Source organism: Pararhizobium sp. A13 (assembly GCF_040126305.1).
Taxonomy (GTDB): Bacteria; Pseudomonadota; Alphaproteobacteria; order Rhizobiales; family Rhizobiaceae; genus Pararhizobium.
In genome coordinates this window covers 1,333,181-1,347,579 of the sequence record NZ_CP149511.1, presented here as the reverse complement: position 1 = coordinate 1,347,579, position 14,399 = coordinate 1,333,181, and the positions used below count along the sequence as shown (strand labels likewise).

11 protein-coding genes and 2 pseudogenes are annotated in these 14,399 nt (G+C 60.2%); 4 read left to right on the top strand and 9 right to left on the bottom strand.

Annotated features, from left to right (window positions below):
- Positions 1-24: 24 nt before the first annotated feature.
- Positions 25-369, bottom strand: a complete 345-nt coding sequence (locus WI754_RS28030) for a hypothetical protein (RefSeq protein WP_341487235.1) — start codon at positions 367-369, stop codon at positions 25-27.
- 309 nt (positions 370-678) lie between these two features.
- On the opposite strand from WI754_RS28030, the gene WI754_RS28025 reads away from it, so the two are divergent.
- Together WI754_RS28025 and WI754_RS28020 are read left to right on the top strand one after the other, a co-directional pair.
- Complete coding sequence (locus WI754_RS28025; RefSeq protein WP_349438026.1) at positions 679-1,134, top strand: hypothetical protein; 456 nt, start codon at positions 679-681, stop codon at positions 1,132-1,134.
- Between the two features lie 367 nt (positions 1,135-1,501).
- A pseudogene (locus WI754_RS28020) lies at positions 1,502-1,755 on the top strand (7-carboxy-7-deazaguanine synthase QueE); the annotation flags it as partial.
- Between the two features lie 18 nt (positions 1,756-1,773).
- Here WI754_RS28020 and WI754_RS28015 read toward each other — a convergent pair.
- From WI754_RS28015 to WI754_RS27980, 8 genes and pseudogenes are all read right to left on the bottom strand, one after another.
- Entirely contained in the window at positions 1,774-3,063 is a 1,290-nt protein-coding gene (locus WI754_RS28015) for an amidohydrolase family protein (protein ID WP_341487233.1), read from the bottom strand.
- Positions 3,064-3,087: 24 nt separating this feature from the next.
- The gene (locus WI754_RS28010; protein WP_341487232.1) at positions 3,088-4,029 is read right to left on the bottom strand and encodes an ABC transporter permease; all 942 of its coding nucleotides are present in this window, start codon (positions 4,027-4,029) and stop codon (positions 3,088-3,090) included.
- Positions 4,026-5,075, bottom strand: a complete 1,050-nt coding sequence (locus WI754_RS28005) for an ABC transporter permease (RefSeq protein WP_341487231.1) — start codon at positions 5,073-5,075, stop codon at positions 4,026-4,028. The genes WI754_RS28010 and WI754_RS28005 overlap by 4 nt, the downstream gene beginning before the upstream one ends.
- Positions 5,065-6,597, bottom strand: a complete 1,533-nt coding sequence (locus tag WI754_RS28000; RefSeq protein ID WP_341487230.1) for an ABC transporter ATP-binding protein — start codon at positions 6,595-6,597, stop codon at positions 5,065-5,067. Before WI754_RS28000 ends, WI754_RS28005 begins: the two co-directional genes overlap by 11 nt.
- Positions 6,594-8,006 (bottom strand): amidase, encoded by a 1,413-nt coding sequence (locus WI754_RS27995; RefSeq protein ID WP_341487229.1) that lies wholly within the window; start codon positions 8,004-8,006, stop codon positions 6,594-6,596. Before WI754_RS27995 ends, WI754_RS28000 begins: the two co-directional genes overlap by 4 nt.
- Before the next feature lie 8 nt (positions 8,007-8,014).
- Complete coding sequence (locus WI754_RS27990) at positions 8,015-9,001, bottom strand: BMP family protein (protein ID WP_341487228.1); 987 nt, start codon at positions 8,999-9,001, stop codon at positions 8,015-8,017.
- 123 nt (positions 9,002-9,124) lie between these two features.
- Positions 9,125-9,460: pseudogene (locus WI754_RS27985) on the bottom strand (UTRA domain-containing protein); the annotation flags it as partial.
- Between the two features lie 124 nt (positions 9,461-9,584).
- On the bottom strand, positions 9,585-10,634 hold the full coding sequence (locus tag WI754_RS27980) for an AraC family transcriptional regulator (protein WP_341487227.1): 1,050 nt from the start codon (positions 10,632-10,634) through the stop codon (positions 9,585-9,587).
- 278 nt (positions 10,635-10,912) lie between these two features.
- Between WI754_RS27980 and WI754_RS27975 the strand changes: the two genes are divergently transcribed.
- Complete coding sequence (locus WI754_RS27975) at positions 10,913-12,355, top strand: APC family permease (RefSeq protein ID WP_341487226.1); 1,443 nt, start codon at positions 10,913-10,915, stop codon at positions 12,353-12,355.
- Positions 12,356-12,465: 110 nt separating this feature from the next.
- A complete protein-coding gene (locus tag WI754_RS27970) occupies positions 12,466-14,397 on the top strand; it encodes a primary-amine oxidase (protein ID WP_341487225.1) in 1,932 nt (643 codons plus the stop codon).
- Positions 14,398-14,399 lie beyond the last annotated feature (2 nt).

Genomic DNA, 14,399 nt, shown 5'->3' with positions numbered 1-14,399 from the left:
GCGTGATCTTCCGGCAGGTGCGGCCTAGCGCCGTACGCCAACGAAGCAGGTACCCTGGAGGAACGACAGCGTTTCCAACGCAGATGGTCTGCGAGTTGCGCCGGTCTGCCGCCAATCGTGCAGGAGCGACTGAATGTCGATAATCGGTATGTCCGAAAACTCCCGAATTCCGTCAATACAGGGGGATATTGTGATGATTGCAGCGTAGTGACCGCGCCGTATCGTCACCTCGAACTCCGCGATACTTGTAACGCTTACGGCAGCAAGACCCTCTGCGATCAAAGCGGCTTCGAGCAATTTGATGGCCTGCGTATCCGGCAGGTAGATACAAATTCGCCGAAGCGACGACAAGGCAACAAGATTGAACATCGAGAGGCTCCTTCATTTCCGCAATTATAAGTTCGGGAAATTGAGAGTGGCGTTCGATTTTGTTTTGTTTCGGTTTCCTACGACGCCTTCGACGGGAGGGCCGATTAGTCGCATTGGCAAGTCAGATATCTTTCCACACGGGTCGGGCTTATGAGCGATAAATATATGGGACATTGGGTCCCCCTAATCTCTAGACCCGGTCAAATTGTAACGAGTGAAGAGGCGGCTGCAACAAAACCAAATAAAACCAAACACACATTTGCACCGGCGAAGGATAGATTTTCTTCATCTCCGTATGAGGAACTCTCTATGTCTTCAAAAAACATTCGCCCGAAGAAAATTCTTGTGTTTCTGCCCCATGCGGCGGCCGATGTGATTGTCACGAAACTGGCGGAGCGCGGGCATGAGTCCGTCGCAGTGTCGACGGTTCCGGAGGCTTTTGATGCACTCCGTTCGGATAATTATTCCTTCGCCATAACGACGCGACCGGAGATCGATCTGCTGCGCAATATCCGCTCCATACCAGTGGTCAATCTTGAGATTTTCTTCCACGCAGAGCCTTCCGGCAATGGTCCATTGATAACGTCAAAACGGTTCGACGGCGGGGCATTCATGAAACGGATCGAATTCCTGGTTCAGCCTACAACGACAAGGGCTGAACCTGCCGGCGTCGGGCAGGCAAAGAATGAAGGGATGCGAGAAGGCAGAGCGCCCCAATGGTGGACTGCGGCAAAAGTTATGTTGGGTTTCCGGCGTGATCTTTAGAGCTATTTGGCCTAGACTAGAACGTGAGTTCGCTGGGATGCGGTAGAGGCGGCTGACGCGTCTTCGACAAGCCACCGGGTCCGCGACGACGCATATGGCGCTGAAAGAAGGAGGGAAACCAAACGATTCCTCGTGGCGTTTGAGGGGCTCCAGGATTACCTCGGCAGCCTGAACAATCTCGCGACCGCTCCGGATATGCTGTCGCAGCTCGAACTTTCGGAGGTGACGGGGTCGGAAGACCTATTCAGTGCGGCCGACAAGGAAAAGATGCTGCAGGATGCCGGGGAAGCACACGAATCTCTCGTTGACACCCGCGCTTCTGGCGTTGAGATCCCATATTCCCGTCATCATCGGCAGGATATCGGGGGTTCGTGTCTTTGACGACCGCAACTACGCTTGTGCTCGCGCTTCGGCGACCCGCTATCCTGATCTTCCGGTCTATCTCCAGTTGGCAATCACACCCCGCCGCCGCCCGATGACGACGATGCCAGGTTCGATATCGACGGTATTATGGACCGAATGCTCTGGCTAGTCGACAAGGTGACGGAGGACCGGTGGCACGAGGCCCGTGTTCTGCCGCAACTGCACGTCCTGCTCTGGAGCAACAAGCGCGGCGTCTGAATTGTGCCGACCCGCATTTCAACAACGCGGTGCGTAGTCCTGACCGCCGTCAATCCGTGCCGGGCGCCCGTCGAGGAAAAGCTCGCCGATGCGCGGTGCCGAGCGGGCGATGACCTTGCCGCGCCGGATCACCGCCAGCCGGTTCGGTTTCAGCCGTAGCGCTTCCAGTGGATCCTGCGCCTGGAGGATGACGAGATCTGCGTTGCAGCCCGTTTCCAGGCCATAGCCTTCCAGGCCCATGGTCTTTGCCGAGTTGACCGTCAGCGCATCGAAGATCTTCTTCTTGTCCTCGATGCCGGCCATCTGCGCGACATGGATGGCCATATGGCCGACCTCCAGCATGTCGCCTGATCCCATCGAATACCAAGGATCCATGACGCAATCATGCCCGAAGGAGACGTTGAGCCCGGCATCCATCAGTTCGCGCACGCGGGTCATGCCGCGGCGCTTCGGATAGGTGTCGTGCCGGCCCTGCAGCATGATGTTGATCAGGGGATTGGGGATGACATTGATCTGCGCTTCCGCCATCAGGGGAATGAGCTTGGAGACATAGTAATTGTCCATCGAGTGCATCGAGGTCAGATGCGAACCGGCTACGCGTCCCTCGAGGCCGAAGCGGATGGTTTGCGCAGCAAGCGTCTCGATATGGCGCGAAAGCGGGTCATCGGTCTCATCGCAATGCATGTCCACTGGCAGGTCGCGGTCGGCGGCGATGCGGCAGAGCGCCTCGACTGATGCCGTGCCTTCGCCCATGGTTCGCTCGAAATGGGGAATGCCACCGACGATATCGACGCCCATGTCGAGCGCCCGGTTGAGTGAACTGATGCCATCGGCTGCACGATAGTAGCCATCCTGCGGGAAGGCGACCAGTTGCAGGTCGATATAGGGCGCGACCTTCTCGCGAACCTCGATCATTGCCTCGACGGTCACCAGTTTTGGGTCGCTGGTATCGACATGGCTTCGGATGAAGAGCAGACCTTGCGTCACCGCCAGATCGCAATAGCGCAGCGCGCGGTCGACCAGTTCCTCTCTTGTGACGATCGGACGCAATTCGCCCCAGAGCGCAATGCCTTCAAGCAGGGTGCCGGACACATTCATACGTGGCAGGCCAAGCGACAGGGTCGCGTCCATGTGAAAATGCGGATCGACGAAGGGAGGGCTCACGAGCCGCCCGGTGGCGTCGATTTCCTCTCCAGCCTGTGCCTGGATCGTCCTCTCGATGGCGACGATCTTGCCGCCCGTGACGCCTATATCGATGCCCTTCTGGCCGTCTGGAAGGTTTGCGTTGCGAATGATTAGGTCGAACATGGAAACCTCGTTGAGTGAAAGCGGTTATCGCTCGCCACGGCGATAGGGCTGCATGAGCGCCTGCGGAACGCGGGCACGGCGTGCCATGACGGCAAGGGCCACGATCGACAGGACATAGGGCGTCATCAGGAATATCTGATAAGGCACACCGTCCACGGCCGTCTGCAGCCGCAGCTGGAAGGCATCGAAGAAGGCAAAGAGCAACGCGCCGAACAACGCACGGCCCGGCCGCCAGGAAGCGAACACGACGAGCGCGATGCAGATCCAGCCGCGGCCCTGCACCATGGTCGGGAAAAAGCTGTTGAACGCCGACAATGTCAGGAATGCGCCCCCCATTCCCATCAGCGCGCTTCCGGCGATAACGGCGCCGTAACGCACCTTCATCGGGTTGACACCTTGTGCTTCGGCCGCATGCGGATTTTCGCCAGCCATGCGGATCGCCAGACCCAAAGGCGTGCGAAAGATGATGTAGGCCATCACAAGCGCAATCAGGATCGCCACATAGGTCGGTGCCGTCTGGGTAAAGAATGCCGGGCCGATGAAGGGCAGCGTCGACAGACCGGGGATGGCGATCGGCTGGAACGGCACGATGGTCGGCGGCGTACCTGCCGTGGGCACGATCAGGCGGAAGACATAGTAGCTGAAACTTGAGGCAAACAGCGTGACGCCGAGCCCTGCGACGTGCTGGGAGAGGCCCAGAGTCACCGTCAGGACGGAGTGTAAGAGGCCGAAGACCCCGCCGGCGATCGCCGCGATCAAAAGGCCGGTCCACAGATCGGCGCCGTGATAGACCGACAGCCAGCCGATCATCGCGCCGAAGGTCATGATCCCCTCGATGCCGAGATTGAGCACGCCCGCCCGCTCGCACAGCAGTGCGCCGAGCGTTCCGAAGATCAAGGGTGTCGCGATACGCAGGACGGCGCCCCAGAGGCCGACAGATGCGATGATATCGAACAGCACGGTCATCGGCGGATCCTGTACTGGGTGAAGAACAGCGCGATCAGCATCGTCAGCAAGGATAGCGCCACCGTGACGTCGGCGATATAGGTGGGAATGCCGAGGCCACGGCTCATGCCGTCGGCGCCGACGAACATGGTGGCCGTGAAAATGGCTGCGAGGACCACGCCGAGCGGATTGAGATTGGCGAGCATGGCGACGACGATACCGGCATAGCCGAAGCCCGGAGACAGGTCGGTGGTGACATAGCCTTTCACGCCCATGACCTCGATCGCACCCGCAAGGCCCGCAAGGCCGCCCGAGAGGCAGGCGACTTTCACCAGCGTCCTTCCAAGCGGAACGCCGGCGAAAACGGCGCCGGACGGATTGAGTCCGGCGGCGCGCGATTGCATGCCGAACACGGTGCGTGACTGGATGAGATGGACGATGATCGCCAGCGCAATCGCCATCGCAAGGCCGATATGCAGGCGGGAGCGGGCAATCAGCTTTGGCAGCATGGCGTGATCGCTGACCGATTGCGACTGCGGCCAGCCGAAAGCGAGCGGGTCCTTCAGCACCCCGTCGATCAGCATCGAAACGAAGAGCAGCGCTATGAAGTTCAACAAGAGGCTGGTAACGACCTCATCGACCGAGAAGCGCAGGCGCAGCCAGAGCGGAATGAGAATCAGGGCCATGCCGGCGACGGCACCGACCAGCAGTAGAAACGGAATAAGAACCGGGGCTGGCAGATCGCCCAACACTTTGGAGCTTGCTGCAGCAACGGCGATGGCGCCGAGATAGAACTGACCCTCGGCGCCGATGTTCCAGAGCCTTGCCCGAAAGGCAACGGCGGCGGCAAGCCCCGTCAGCATCAGCGGCGTCGCGCGCGTCAGCGTTTCGGTCGCCGAAAGCCGCGAGCCGAAAGCGCCGGCCAGGATGCGCCAATAGGCGTCGAGCACCGGTGCGCCAGCGACGGCGATCAGGATGCCGGAGAGTGCCAGTGCCGCAACCACGGCAAGCAGCGGTGTCAGCAAGAGGAGATAGAGCGGACGTTGCTCGCGACGCTCAAATCGCATGATCGGCCTCGCGCGTTTCATTCCATTCCCCGGCCATCATCAGGCCCAGCCTGCGCGCATCGGCATCGCCTGCCTCGACTGTTGGCGACAACCTGCCGCCGACGATTGCCTGAATGCGGTCGGCAAGCGCGATCACTTCGTCCAGGTCTTCCGAGATCAAAAGTACGGCTGTGCCCTGCCGGCGGGCCTCCAGAAGACGCGCATGCACGGCTGCCACGGCGCCTTCATCAAGGCCGCGTGCTGGCTGCGCGGCGATCAGGATGCGCGGCCGCCGGTGCAAATTGCGGCCGAGGATAAGCTTTTGCATGTTGCCACCGGAAAGCAACCGCGCGCGGCTTGCAGGGCTGCCGCCGCGGACGTCGAATTGGTCGATGATCTCCTTGGCAAAGGCTATGCCTGCCTTGCGATTCACAAGTCCATGGCGCGAAAATGCAGGCGCGGAAATGCGCTCGAGCACAGCGTTTTCCCAGATTGCCATTTCGCCGATCACGCCTTCCTCGTTGCGGTCCTCTGGAATGCGGCCAATGCCGGCGCCGACGACATCGGCGACGCCGAGATTGCCGATCGGCTTTCCGAAAAGGAGGAGATCGCCGGATATGCGCGAAAGCGTGCCGGAGAGTAGATGCGCCAGCGCCGCCTGGCCATTGCCCGAGACGCCGATAATGCCGAGGATTTCTCCTTCGCGCAGCCGGAAGCTGATGGATTTCAACCGTTCGACGCCATCGATCTTCACCGTGACCTCCGCAGCCTCCAGCGCAAGCGCGCCGGGCGTCGATGCCTCGCGCACCGGCCGGGTCACGCGGCGGCCGACCATCAATTCGGCGAGTTCAGCCTTGCTGGTTTCGGATGTCCTGCGTTCGGCAGCCGTCTTGCCGCTGCGCAAGACGACGATACGGTCGGCCGCAGCCATGACCTCATCGAGCTTGTGGGAGATGAAGATTAGCGACAGGCCCTGCCGGGCCATTTCCTTCAGTGTCTTGAATAGCTTTTCAGCCTCGATATTGGTCAGCACCGCCGTTGGCTCGTCAAGGATCAGGATGCGGGCGTCGTTATAGAGCGCCTTCAGAATCTCGACGCGCTGCTGTTCGCCGACCGACAGGTCTCCAAGACGCGCGTCCGCATCGACCTTGAGGCCGAAGCGCTCAGCAATTGCCAATAGCTTCTTGCGTGCTGCCGATGTGCCCGAGCGCCAGGACCAGAGCTTTTCCGTGCCGGTCATGACATTTTCGAGAACGGTCAGATTGGGCGCCAGGGAAAAATGCTGATGTACCATGCCGACACCGGCGCGGATTGCCGCTCGCGGCTTGCCCTGCGGCAGCTCGGCACCGTCGATCAGAATTCGGCCGGTATCCGGCATGTAATGGCCAAAGAGGATGCTCATCAGCGTAGTCTTGCCCGCGCCGTTTTCGCCAAGCAGGGCGACAATCTCGCCCTTGGCAAGCGTCAGCGAGATGTCGTCATTGGCCAGATTGGCGCCGAAGCGCTTGCTGACGCCTTCGATTTCGAGGACCGGAATTGTCATGCCGTAAGCCCTGCGACCGGAAAACGATGCTGCCAGCGCCCCTCGGCCTCCAATCGTGCGGCGAGCGACAATAAAAGCGGCTCGTGGCCCATCGGCGCCATGATCTGGACGGGCAGGGGTAAGCCGTCCGCATCGGATCCAAAGGGCAGGGTCAAGGCCGGAAATCCCGAAATGTTGGCGAGAGAGGCAAGCGGTGCAAATGCAGCCATCCGCTCAAGCTGCAGCTCGGTATTGCCATGATCGAACGGAAACGAACCGATCGCAAGGGGCGCCTTGGCAAGCATCGGCATCAAAATGCAATCAACCCTGTCGAAGAGATTCCACAGTGCGCGGCTGGTTTGCACGGCGCCATTCAGCGAAGCCCAGAGTGTCGGTCCCGTCAGCGCATGCCCGCGTTCAATGAATGCCTGGGTCAAAGGTTCGGCGAGCGAGATATCGACGCTGAGGGTATCGATGAAGGACGCGAGATTGACTGCGATGATGTCGCCGAGCGCGCGGCCGCTGGCATCGACGCTTTGCTCGAATTCGGCCCAGCCGAGCGGGACGATCTGATGCCCAAACGCCTCCAGCGAGTGCGCTGCAGCCTCTATCGCTTCGAGCCGTTTGCTATCCGTCGGGTATTTTGAGCCGGTCCCTGCCAGTAGACCGATCCGCAATCGGTCACCTCTATCCGCCACCGTCGCCGGATCGGGGAACGGGCCCCTTGCCTTGCCGCGTAGCGTGTCGAAAATCAGCGCTGCATCCGGCACTGAGCGACAGACGGCAAGTTCGCTGGCAATGCCACCCAAATGATTGCCGAAGGAAGGGCCGGCGGGCATGGCGCCGCGGCTGGGCTTGAGGCCGACAAGGCCGCAGCAAGCGGCAGGCACGCGGATGGAGCCACCTGCGTCCGTTGCATGCGCGATCGCGACGATGCCGGCTGCAACGGCCGCCGCCGCTCCGCCGGAAGAGCCGCCGGGTGTGCGCGCCGGATCGAGCGGATTGCGGCAAGCCGGCCCGGCAGCCGGTTCGCTCGCCAGCGAAAGGCCGAATTCCGGGCTTGTCGTCACCCCGAACAGGCAGAAACCGGCATGGCGGAAACGGGTGGCGAGATCCGAGTCCGGTTCGCTGCCCTCTCTTTCGAAGAGACGGGAACCGGCCGTGACCGGCAACCCAGCGAAAGGTCCGCCGAGGTCCTTCGCCAGCGTCGGCACGCCGGCAAACGGCCGGGCAGCAAAGCGGCCCGGCTCCAAGCGCCGTTCTCTATCCATGGCTTTCGCCGACGCCACGCCCATCGTTGCGTCGAGATGGGCGATAGTGCCGAGAGCTTTATGGTTCTCCGCCAAGGCAAGCGAAGCCCGCATAGCCTCCGATGCGGTCAGGCTGCCGCTCTTGATCGCCTCGGCCAGATCCGTCGCGTCACCGCGCATGGGTTGGACTACTTTGGTTCGTCCATCATCTTCGGAACTTCGAAGGTGCCGGCCTTGATCTCCGCCCGCTTGGCTTCCATCGCGGCCTCCGCCTCGGCGGGCGCCACGCCCTTCACGAAGACGATGTCACTGCCGCCTTCCTTCATCAGGCCGTAAGGCGTGTAGGTCTTGCCGACCGGCTTGCCAGCGGCGGCATCGGCGATTGCCGCATCGAGGATCGGGCGGAAATACCACATGGCGTTGGCGAACACTGTGTCCGGGTAGCGCGGCGTGTAGTCGATCAGCGATCCCACTGACTTGATGCCACGTTCCTTTGCAGCGTCAGCGGTACCGATACGCTCGCCGAACAGAATATCGGCGCCGGCGTCGATCTGGGCAAGACCGGCTTCGCGGGCCTTCGGCGGATCGAAGAAGGTGCCAATGAAGGAGACCAGATGCTTCGCATCCGGATTGACCGCCTTGACGCCTTCCGCAAAGGCGTTGATCAGCATGTTGACTTCGGGGATCGGAATGGCGCCGACCGAACCGACTATATTCGATTTGGTCATCTTGCCCGCCAGCATGCCGGCAAGATAGGCGCCGTCATGGTTCCAGGTGCCAAAGACGCCAAAATTGTCACCGGCCTCAGTGCCGCTCGACCCCAGCACGAAAGCCGTGTCCGGATAATCGGCGGCGACCTGCCGAGCCTCCTTTTCGACAGCGTAGGCTTCGCCGATGATCAGCTTGTTGCCCTGTTCGGCATATTCGCGCATGGCGCGCGGATAATCGGTGCCGGAAACTCCTTCGGAGAAAACATATTCAATGACGCCTTCCTTGGCTGCATCCTGCAGGGCTTTGTGCAGACAGGAATTCCAGGCATTTTCCACCGGCGAGGCATGAATGCCGGCAACCTTCATCGGCGTAGCGGCTCTTGCCAGCGGCGCGAACCCGCTGACGCCAAGGGCGATGCCCGATGCGATCACTGCACGGCGTGAAATCAAGATGTCTTTGGTCATTGATTTGCTCCCCTTTTTTACCATTTGGTTCAAAAATCATAGGGAACGCCTAAAAAAGTGTCAAGCACCAAATAAGCTTAAAAAACAGGCCTCTAGACCCCGTGCAACACCTAGACTCGCCCGTCATGCATCCTGCGCCGAGGGGTGGAAAACGCAGGCAAATTGATAGCGATCGCCCGGATGCGTGACTTCGACATGAGTCACTGTGCGGCCGTTCTGCCACGTTTGCCGCGTCAGGCTCAGACAGGGCTCTCCTCTTTGCACTTCCAGCAGCTGCGCTGTCGCTGCATCGGCCGGAATGGCGCGGATGATGTGCTTGGCTTCGGTCCAAGGGACCTGCTCCAGCAGCCACACGCCCGGTGGCCTGGAAGCGAAGGCTTCATCACGAGCACTTGGAACCGCATCGAGCATGATCACCCGCCGCTCGATCGCATTCGGCTTGCCGTCGACGACGTGCAGGGTGCAGGGACTTCACGATGAAGCCTGCCGATGACGGAAGTTTCGCCGTCCGGCTGGGTCTTGGCATGGTCAAGAGACTATCGAGGCCGGAGGCTACGAACTCGAAACAGCAGTTGCCCCGCCCCTAAACGGTGAGCGGTCGCTGTGGACGTTCCTGATTTCTGGTTGCTTCACGGAAACGAGCCGGAGTGAATCCGGTGAGATGGCGGAAGCTGCGCGCAAAAGCACTCAATTCGCTATAGCCGAGCTGATCGGTGATGATGGAGATCGACAGGTGCGTGTTGGCAAGCAAGCTCTTCGCAATCTCCATCCGCACCATGTTGCGCAGTTCGGCATAATTGACGCCGCAATCGGCAAGCTTGCGCTGAAAGCTTCGCAGGCTCATGCCGAAATCTGTCGCCGCGTCCTCTATGTCGATGCTCGCATGCTGGCAAAGCGCTGCAGCGATCCATGCCTTGAGCGCCGTAACAAGATCGAGGCGTTTCTCGCGGCGGTAAACAAGATCTGACAGTTCGCAGGCGATACGCAGATGGTGTTGCGCGTCGCCGCCGGTGCCGATCGGACGATCGAGAAACCTTTTAGGAAAAACGATTGCGTTTTCCCGGCGTCCGAATGCCAAGGGACAGGCAAAATGTGAGCGATAAAGCGCCAGATTGTCACCGGGCATGTGCTCAAACTCTATGCAGGACGGTTTCCAGTCCTCTCCGATCGTCGTGGCGAGCATGGTGTTCAGCAGGCTCTCCGTGAACTCCGCGTCCTGGATTTTGTGCCGTACTGTGTTGTCGCGGATCGAATAGGAGAAGCGCGCCACATCGTTCTCCACCACCAGCGCGGAGCGGGTATTACTTTGCAGCGCTGGGAAATAGCGGCTGAACTGGGCCAATCCATCTTTCAATGTCGGCGCCGTCAGAAAGAGCGCCGCTAACGAGCCAAGCGCCTGGAATTCAAATTCTTTGCCAAGTTTCAGGCCCAGCAAGGGATCGCTCTTTTCCTTCGACGCAACCTCGAGTGCGCAGGTGAAGGCTGCCAGCGGCATGAAGTCGCTATCGGCAAACAACGCATTGCTTCCAAGACCGACCCGGGCCGAAACCGCGTTCATATCAAGCCCGCCCAGACTGATGGAAGCTAGCATTCCGTCCATGGCAGAAGAGGCGATAACACCAGTGGTTTCCATAGTTTGCGCTCCACGTCGTGGGAACACGACGCAAAAACCATGCCAGACGCCTTCGGTCGCTGCTGGGCAATTTTGGCGTAAACTGTCAAATACAGGGAGGGTGAGTTTTGGCTAGGATCAATATCAGAATGTAGATGCCTGAAATGGAAAGTAAAAATGTGAAGTATTCTGTCAGATGCCTGCAGAATAAACCTATATCGGCGCCATTAATACCTTTGATTGTAAACCGACGGCAGCCAGCCAACTGACACTAACCGCCGCAAGAAAGGGAACTTCTTATGTCCGAGATCGAACTTAGGAAAGCCGGAACCGATCTCCGGCAAAATGCGATTGGTGTCAGCCATATCGTCTTTTTCGTCGTGGCTGCTGCAGCGCCGCTGACAGCGGTGGTCGGCGCTTCGCCCGCCGCCTTTGCATTCGGCAACGGACCGGGTGTGCCGGCAACCTATCTTCTCGTGGGCGCGCTCTATCTCCTCTTCAGCGTCGGCTTCACGGCAATGAGCCGGTTTATCGGTTCGGCTGGCGGATTTTACCCCTATATCGCCGCGGGCCTCAGCCGTCCTGCGGGCGTGGCGGGCGCGTTTGTCGCACTTGCCACGTATATCGCCATCGAACTGGCAGTGTTTGGCCTCTTCGGTTTCTTCGTGAATGACATCGCCAAGACGTCCGGAGGCGCTGATATCCCTTGGTGGGTGTATGCGTGCCTGCTTGCAGCCCTGATCTATGTCTGCGGCCGCCGGAACATCGAGTTCTCCGGCCGGGTTCTCGGCTACTGCATGATCGCGGAAATTGCAATTCTGGCGCTCTTTTCACTGCGCGTGCTGCTCTCAGGCGGTGGACCGGACGGCATAACGGTCGCGCCCTTCGGGCCTTCGACCATTTTTGCGCCGGGAATGGGCGTCTCTCTGGTCTTCGTTGTCGCGTCCTTCATCGGCTTCGAGGCAACCGCCATTTTCGGCGAAGAAGCCCGCGACCCCAAGCGCACGATTGCGCGTGCAACCTATCTCGCCGTTATTATCATCGCTGTTTTCTACGCCTTCGTCACCTGGGCGGTGGCGCTACATTACGGCCCATCCAACATCGCTGCTGAGGCGACGGCCAACACCGCGACGCTCTACCTGACTGCCGTACAGGCGATGCTGGGCGGCCCCGCCGGGATCGCCCTGAATGCCCTTTTGATCACCAGCCTCTTTGCCTGCGCGCTTTCCTTCCATAACACGATCAACCGCTACTTCTATTCGCTCGGCCGCGAGGGACTGGCATGGTCCGGCTTCGCCCGCACTCACGGGAGCCATCAGTCGCCGCACATAGCAGGCGCGATCCAGACAGTGATGATGATAGCACTGGTCCTCGCCTTTGCGCTGGCCGGGCAGGATCCTTATTCGGTTGTGTTTGCCTGGATGGGCGCCTTTGCCAGCGTCGGCATCCTCCTTCTGCAGACAATGGTCTGCCTGGCGGTGATCGGCTTTTTCCGCAATGACGCGCGGGGTGTTGGCGTCTGGCATCGCATCGTCGCACCGGCGGTCAGCATGGCCGGGCTGCTGGTCTGCCTCGTTCTGATGGTCATCAACCTGCCGCTCGTCAGCGGTTCGGAATCCCCGATCGTCGCAAGCTTCCCCGCCATTCTAGCGCTGATCGGCATTGCGGGCGCAACCCTTGCGGTCTGGCTGAAAACCCGCAAGCCGGACGTTTACGCCAATCTCGGCCGTGCCTTCGCCTGACAGGGGCGGCCGGTTTCCGACAGATGACGACAGAATACGAGGGAGCGCATTCAACCTTCGCCGTTGCCTTGAGTCAAAAGACATATTCGAACAGACAAAGGACGAACACCATGGATACCTGCTGCGTTTCCAACCCGCCCCACCAGATGCCACTGGTCGTCAGCCATCCCTTGCAGCCCTTGACGCCGGAGGAGATCCGTCTGGCGGCGGCGATCGTGCGCAAACATCCTCCCTATGGGGATGACACGCGTTTCGAGACGATCGAGCTGATGGAGCCGGACAAGGCAACGGTGCGCGCGTTTTCGTCCGGTGTGGCGATAGCCCGCAAGGCAAGGGTCAACGTGTTCAACGCGGCCATCGTCAGCGTCACGAGCCTCGTCGTCTGCCTCGTTACGGAAACGATCCTCAGCCGCAAGGACTTTCCCGGCAGACGGCCGATGATCCAGCTCGAGCAGTTTCTTGGCATCGAGGGCATCGTCCGTGCCGATCCGGCCTTCATCGCCGCCTGCGAACGCCGCGGGATAACCGACATGGACACGGTTTGCATCGACCCCTGGTCGGCTGGAAATTTCGATGTGCCGGGCGAAGAAGGCCGCCATCTTTGCCACGTGTTCTGCTGGGTGCGGCTGCGCGAGAACGAGAACTTCTATGCTCATCCGATCGAGGGGCTGAACGCGGTGATCGACCTCAACGTCAACGAGGTGATCCGCGTCGACGACTATGGCGTCGTTCCTATTCCCATGCAGGAGGTGAACTACGAAAGCCAGTTCATCGAAACATTTCAGCCTCAGGCCAAGCCGATCAACGTGGTTCAGCCGGAGGGCGTGAACTTCGCCTTCGACGGCCACCGGATCACCTGGCGCAACTGGTCCCTTGTGGTCGGCTTCAACGCACGCGAAGCTCTGACTCTCCATGACATCCGCTTCGACGACCGGCCGATCGTCAACCGGGCCTCCATCGTTGAGATGACGGTACCGTATGGCAGCCCGGACAACGGCCATTTCCGCAAGAACGTCTTCGACATTGGCGAATACGGCATCGGCAAGCTCGCCAACTCCTTGAAACTCGGCTGCGACTGCCTCGGCATGATCAAGTATCTGGATGTGCATCTCAACACCATGGATGGCGACCCGTGGACGATCGAAAAAGCCATCTGCGTGCATGAGGAAGATTCCGGGCTTCTCTGGAAGCACATCGACTTCCGCACGGAGCGTGCAGAAATCCGCCGCGGCGCCAAACTGGTCATCTCCACGATCTGCACCGTCGGCAACTACGAATACGGACTGTACTGGTATCTCTATCTCGACGGCACGATCGAGCACGAGGTGAAGGCAACCGGGATCATCAACACGGCCGCCTGCATTCCCGGCCAGCCGCCGAAATACGGGCGAGAAGTTGCGCCTGGCGTCGTTGGTCACATCCACCAGCACATCCTATGCGCCCGCCTCGACATGGCAGTCGATGGTGACGCCAACAGCGTGGTGGAGTGCAACACCTATGCGGAACCGTTTGGGCCTTCCAACCCCTATGGCAACGCCTTCTATGAGGAGCAGACCGTGCTCACGCGGGAAAGCGAGGCAGCAAGGCGCGCCGATCCCGCGTCGCACCGCTACTGGAAAATCATCAACCCGAACAAGACGAACTACACGGGCGCAGCTGTTGGCTACAAGCTCGAGGCAAACCATTGCGTCACCCCCTTCGTGCATCCGGACTCGCCCTCCGGAAAACGCGCCGCCTTCGTGCAGAATCACGTTTGGATTACGGCCTTCGATCCGGATGAGCGTTTTCCCGCCGGCGACTTCATGAACCATTCCGACGGAACGGGCGGGCTTGTGGAGTTCATCGCCAAGGACCGGCCGATCGAGAACACCGATATCGTGCTCTGGCACGTCTTCGGCTTGCATCATCCCGTGCGCGTCGAGGATTTTCCGGTGCAGCCCTGCGTCTTCACCGGCTTCAAGCTGATGCCGAGCGGCTTTTTCAACCACAATCCGGCGATCAACCTGCCGCCGGTCGTCAACGCCGCCAGCTACCCGGCTTGATC

Coding starts and splice junctions, on each gene's coding strand:
- WI754_RS27975 (WP_341487226.1), top strand. CDS start 10,913: ATGTCCGAGATCGAACTTAGGAAAGCCGGAACCGATCTCCGGCAAAAT.
- WI754_RS27980 (WP_341487227.1), bottom strand. CDS start 10,634: ATGGAAACCACTGGTGTTATCGCCTCTTCTGCCATGGACGGAATGCTA.
- WI754_RS27970 (WP_341487225.1), top strand. CDS start 12,466: ATGGATACCTGCTGCGTTTCCAACCCGCCCCACCAGATGCCACTGGTC.
- WI754_RS28005 (WP_341487231.1), bottom strand. CDS start 5,075: ATGCGATTTGAGCGTCGCGAGCAACGTCCGCTCTATCTCCTCTTGCTG.
- WI754_RS28010 (WP_341487232.1), bottom strand. CDS start 4,029: ATGACCGTGCTGTTCGATATCATCGCATCTGTCGGCCTCTGGGGCGCC.
- WI754_RS27990 (WP_341487228.1), bottom strand. CDS start 9,001: ATGACCAAAGACATCTTGATTTCACGCCGTGCAGTGATCGCATCGGGC.
- WI754_RS28015 (WP_341487233.1), bottom strand. CDS start 3,063: ATGTTCGACCTAATCATTCGCAACGCAAACCTTCCAGACGGCCAGAAG.
- WI754_RS28000 (WP_341487230.1), bottom strand. CDS start 6,597: ATGACAATTCCGGTCCTCGAAATCGAAGGCGTCAGCAAGCGCTTCGGC.
- WI754_RS28025 (WP_349438026.1), top strand. CDS start 679: ATGTCTTCAAAAAACATTCGCCCGAAGAAAATTCTTGTGTTTCTGCCC.
- WI754_RS28030 (WP_341487235.1), bottom strand. CDS start 369: ATGTTCAATCTTGTTGCCTTGTCGTCGCTTCGGCGAATTTGTATCTAC.
- WI754_RS27995 (WP_341487229.1), bottom strand. CDS start 8,006: ATGCGCGGTGACGCGACGGATCTGGCCGAGGCGATCAAGAGCGGCAGC.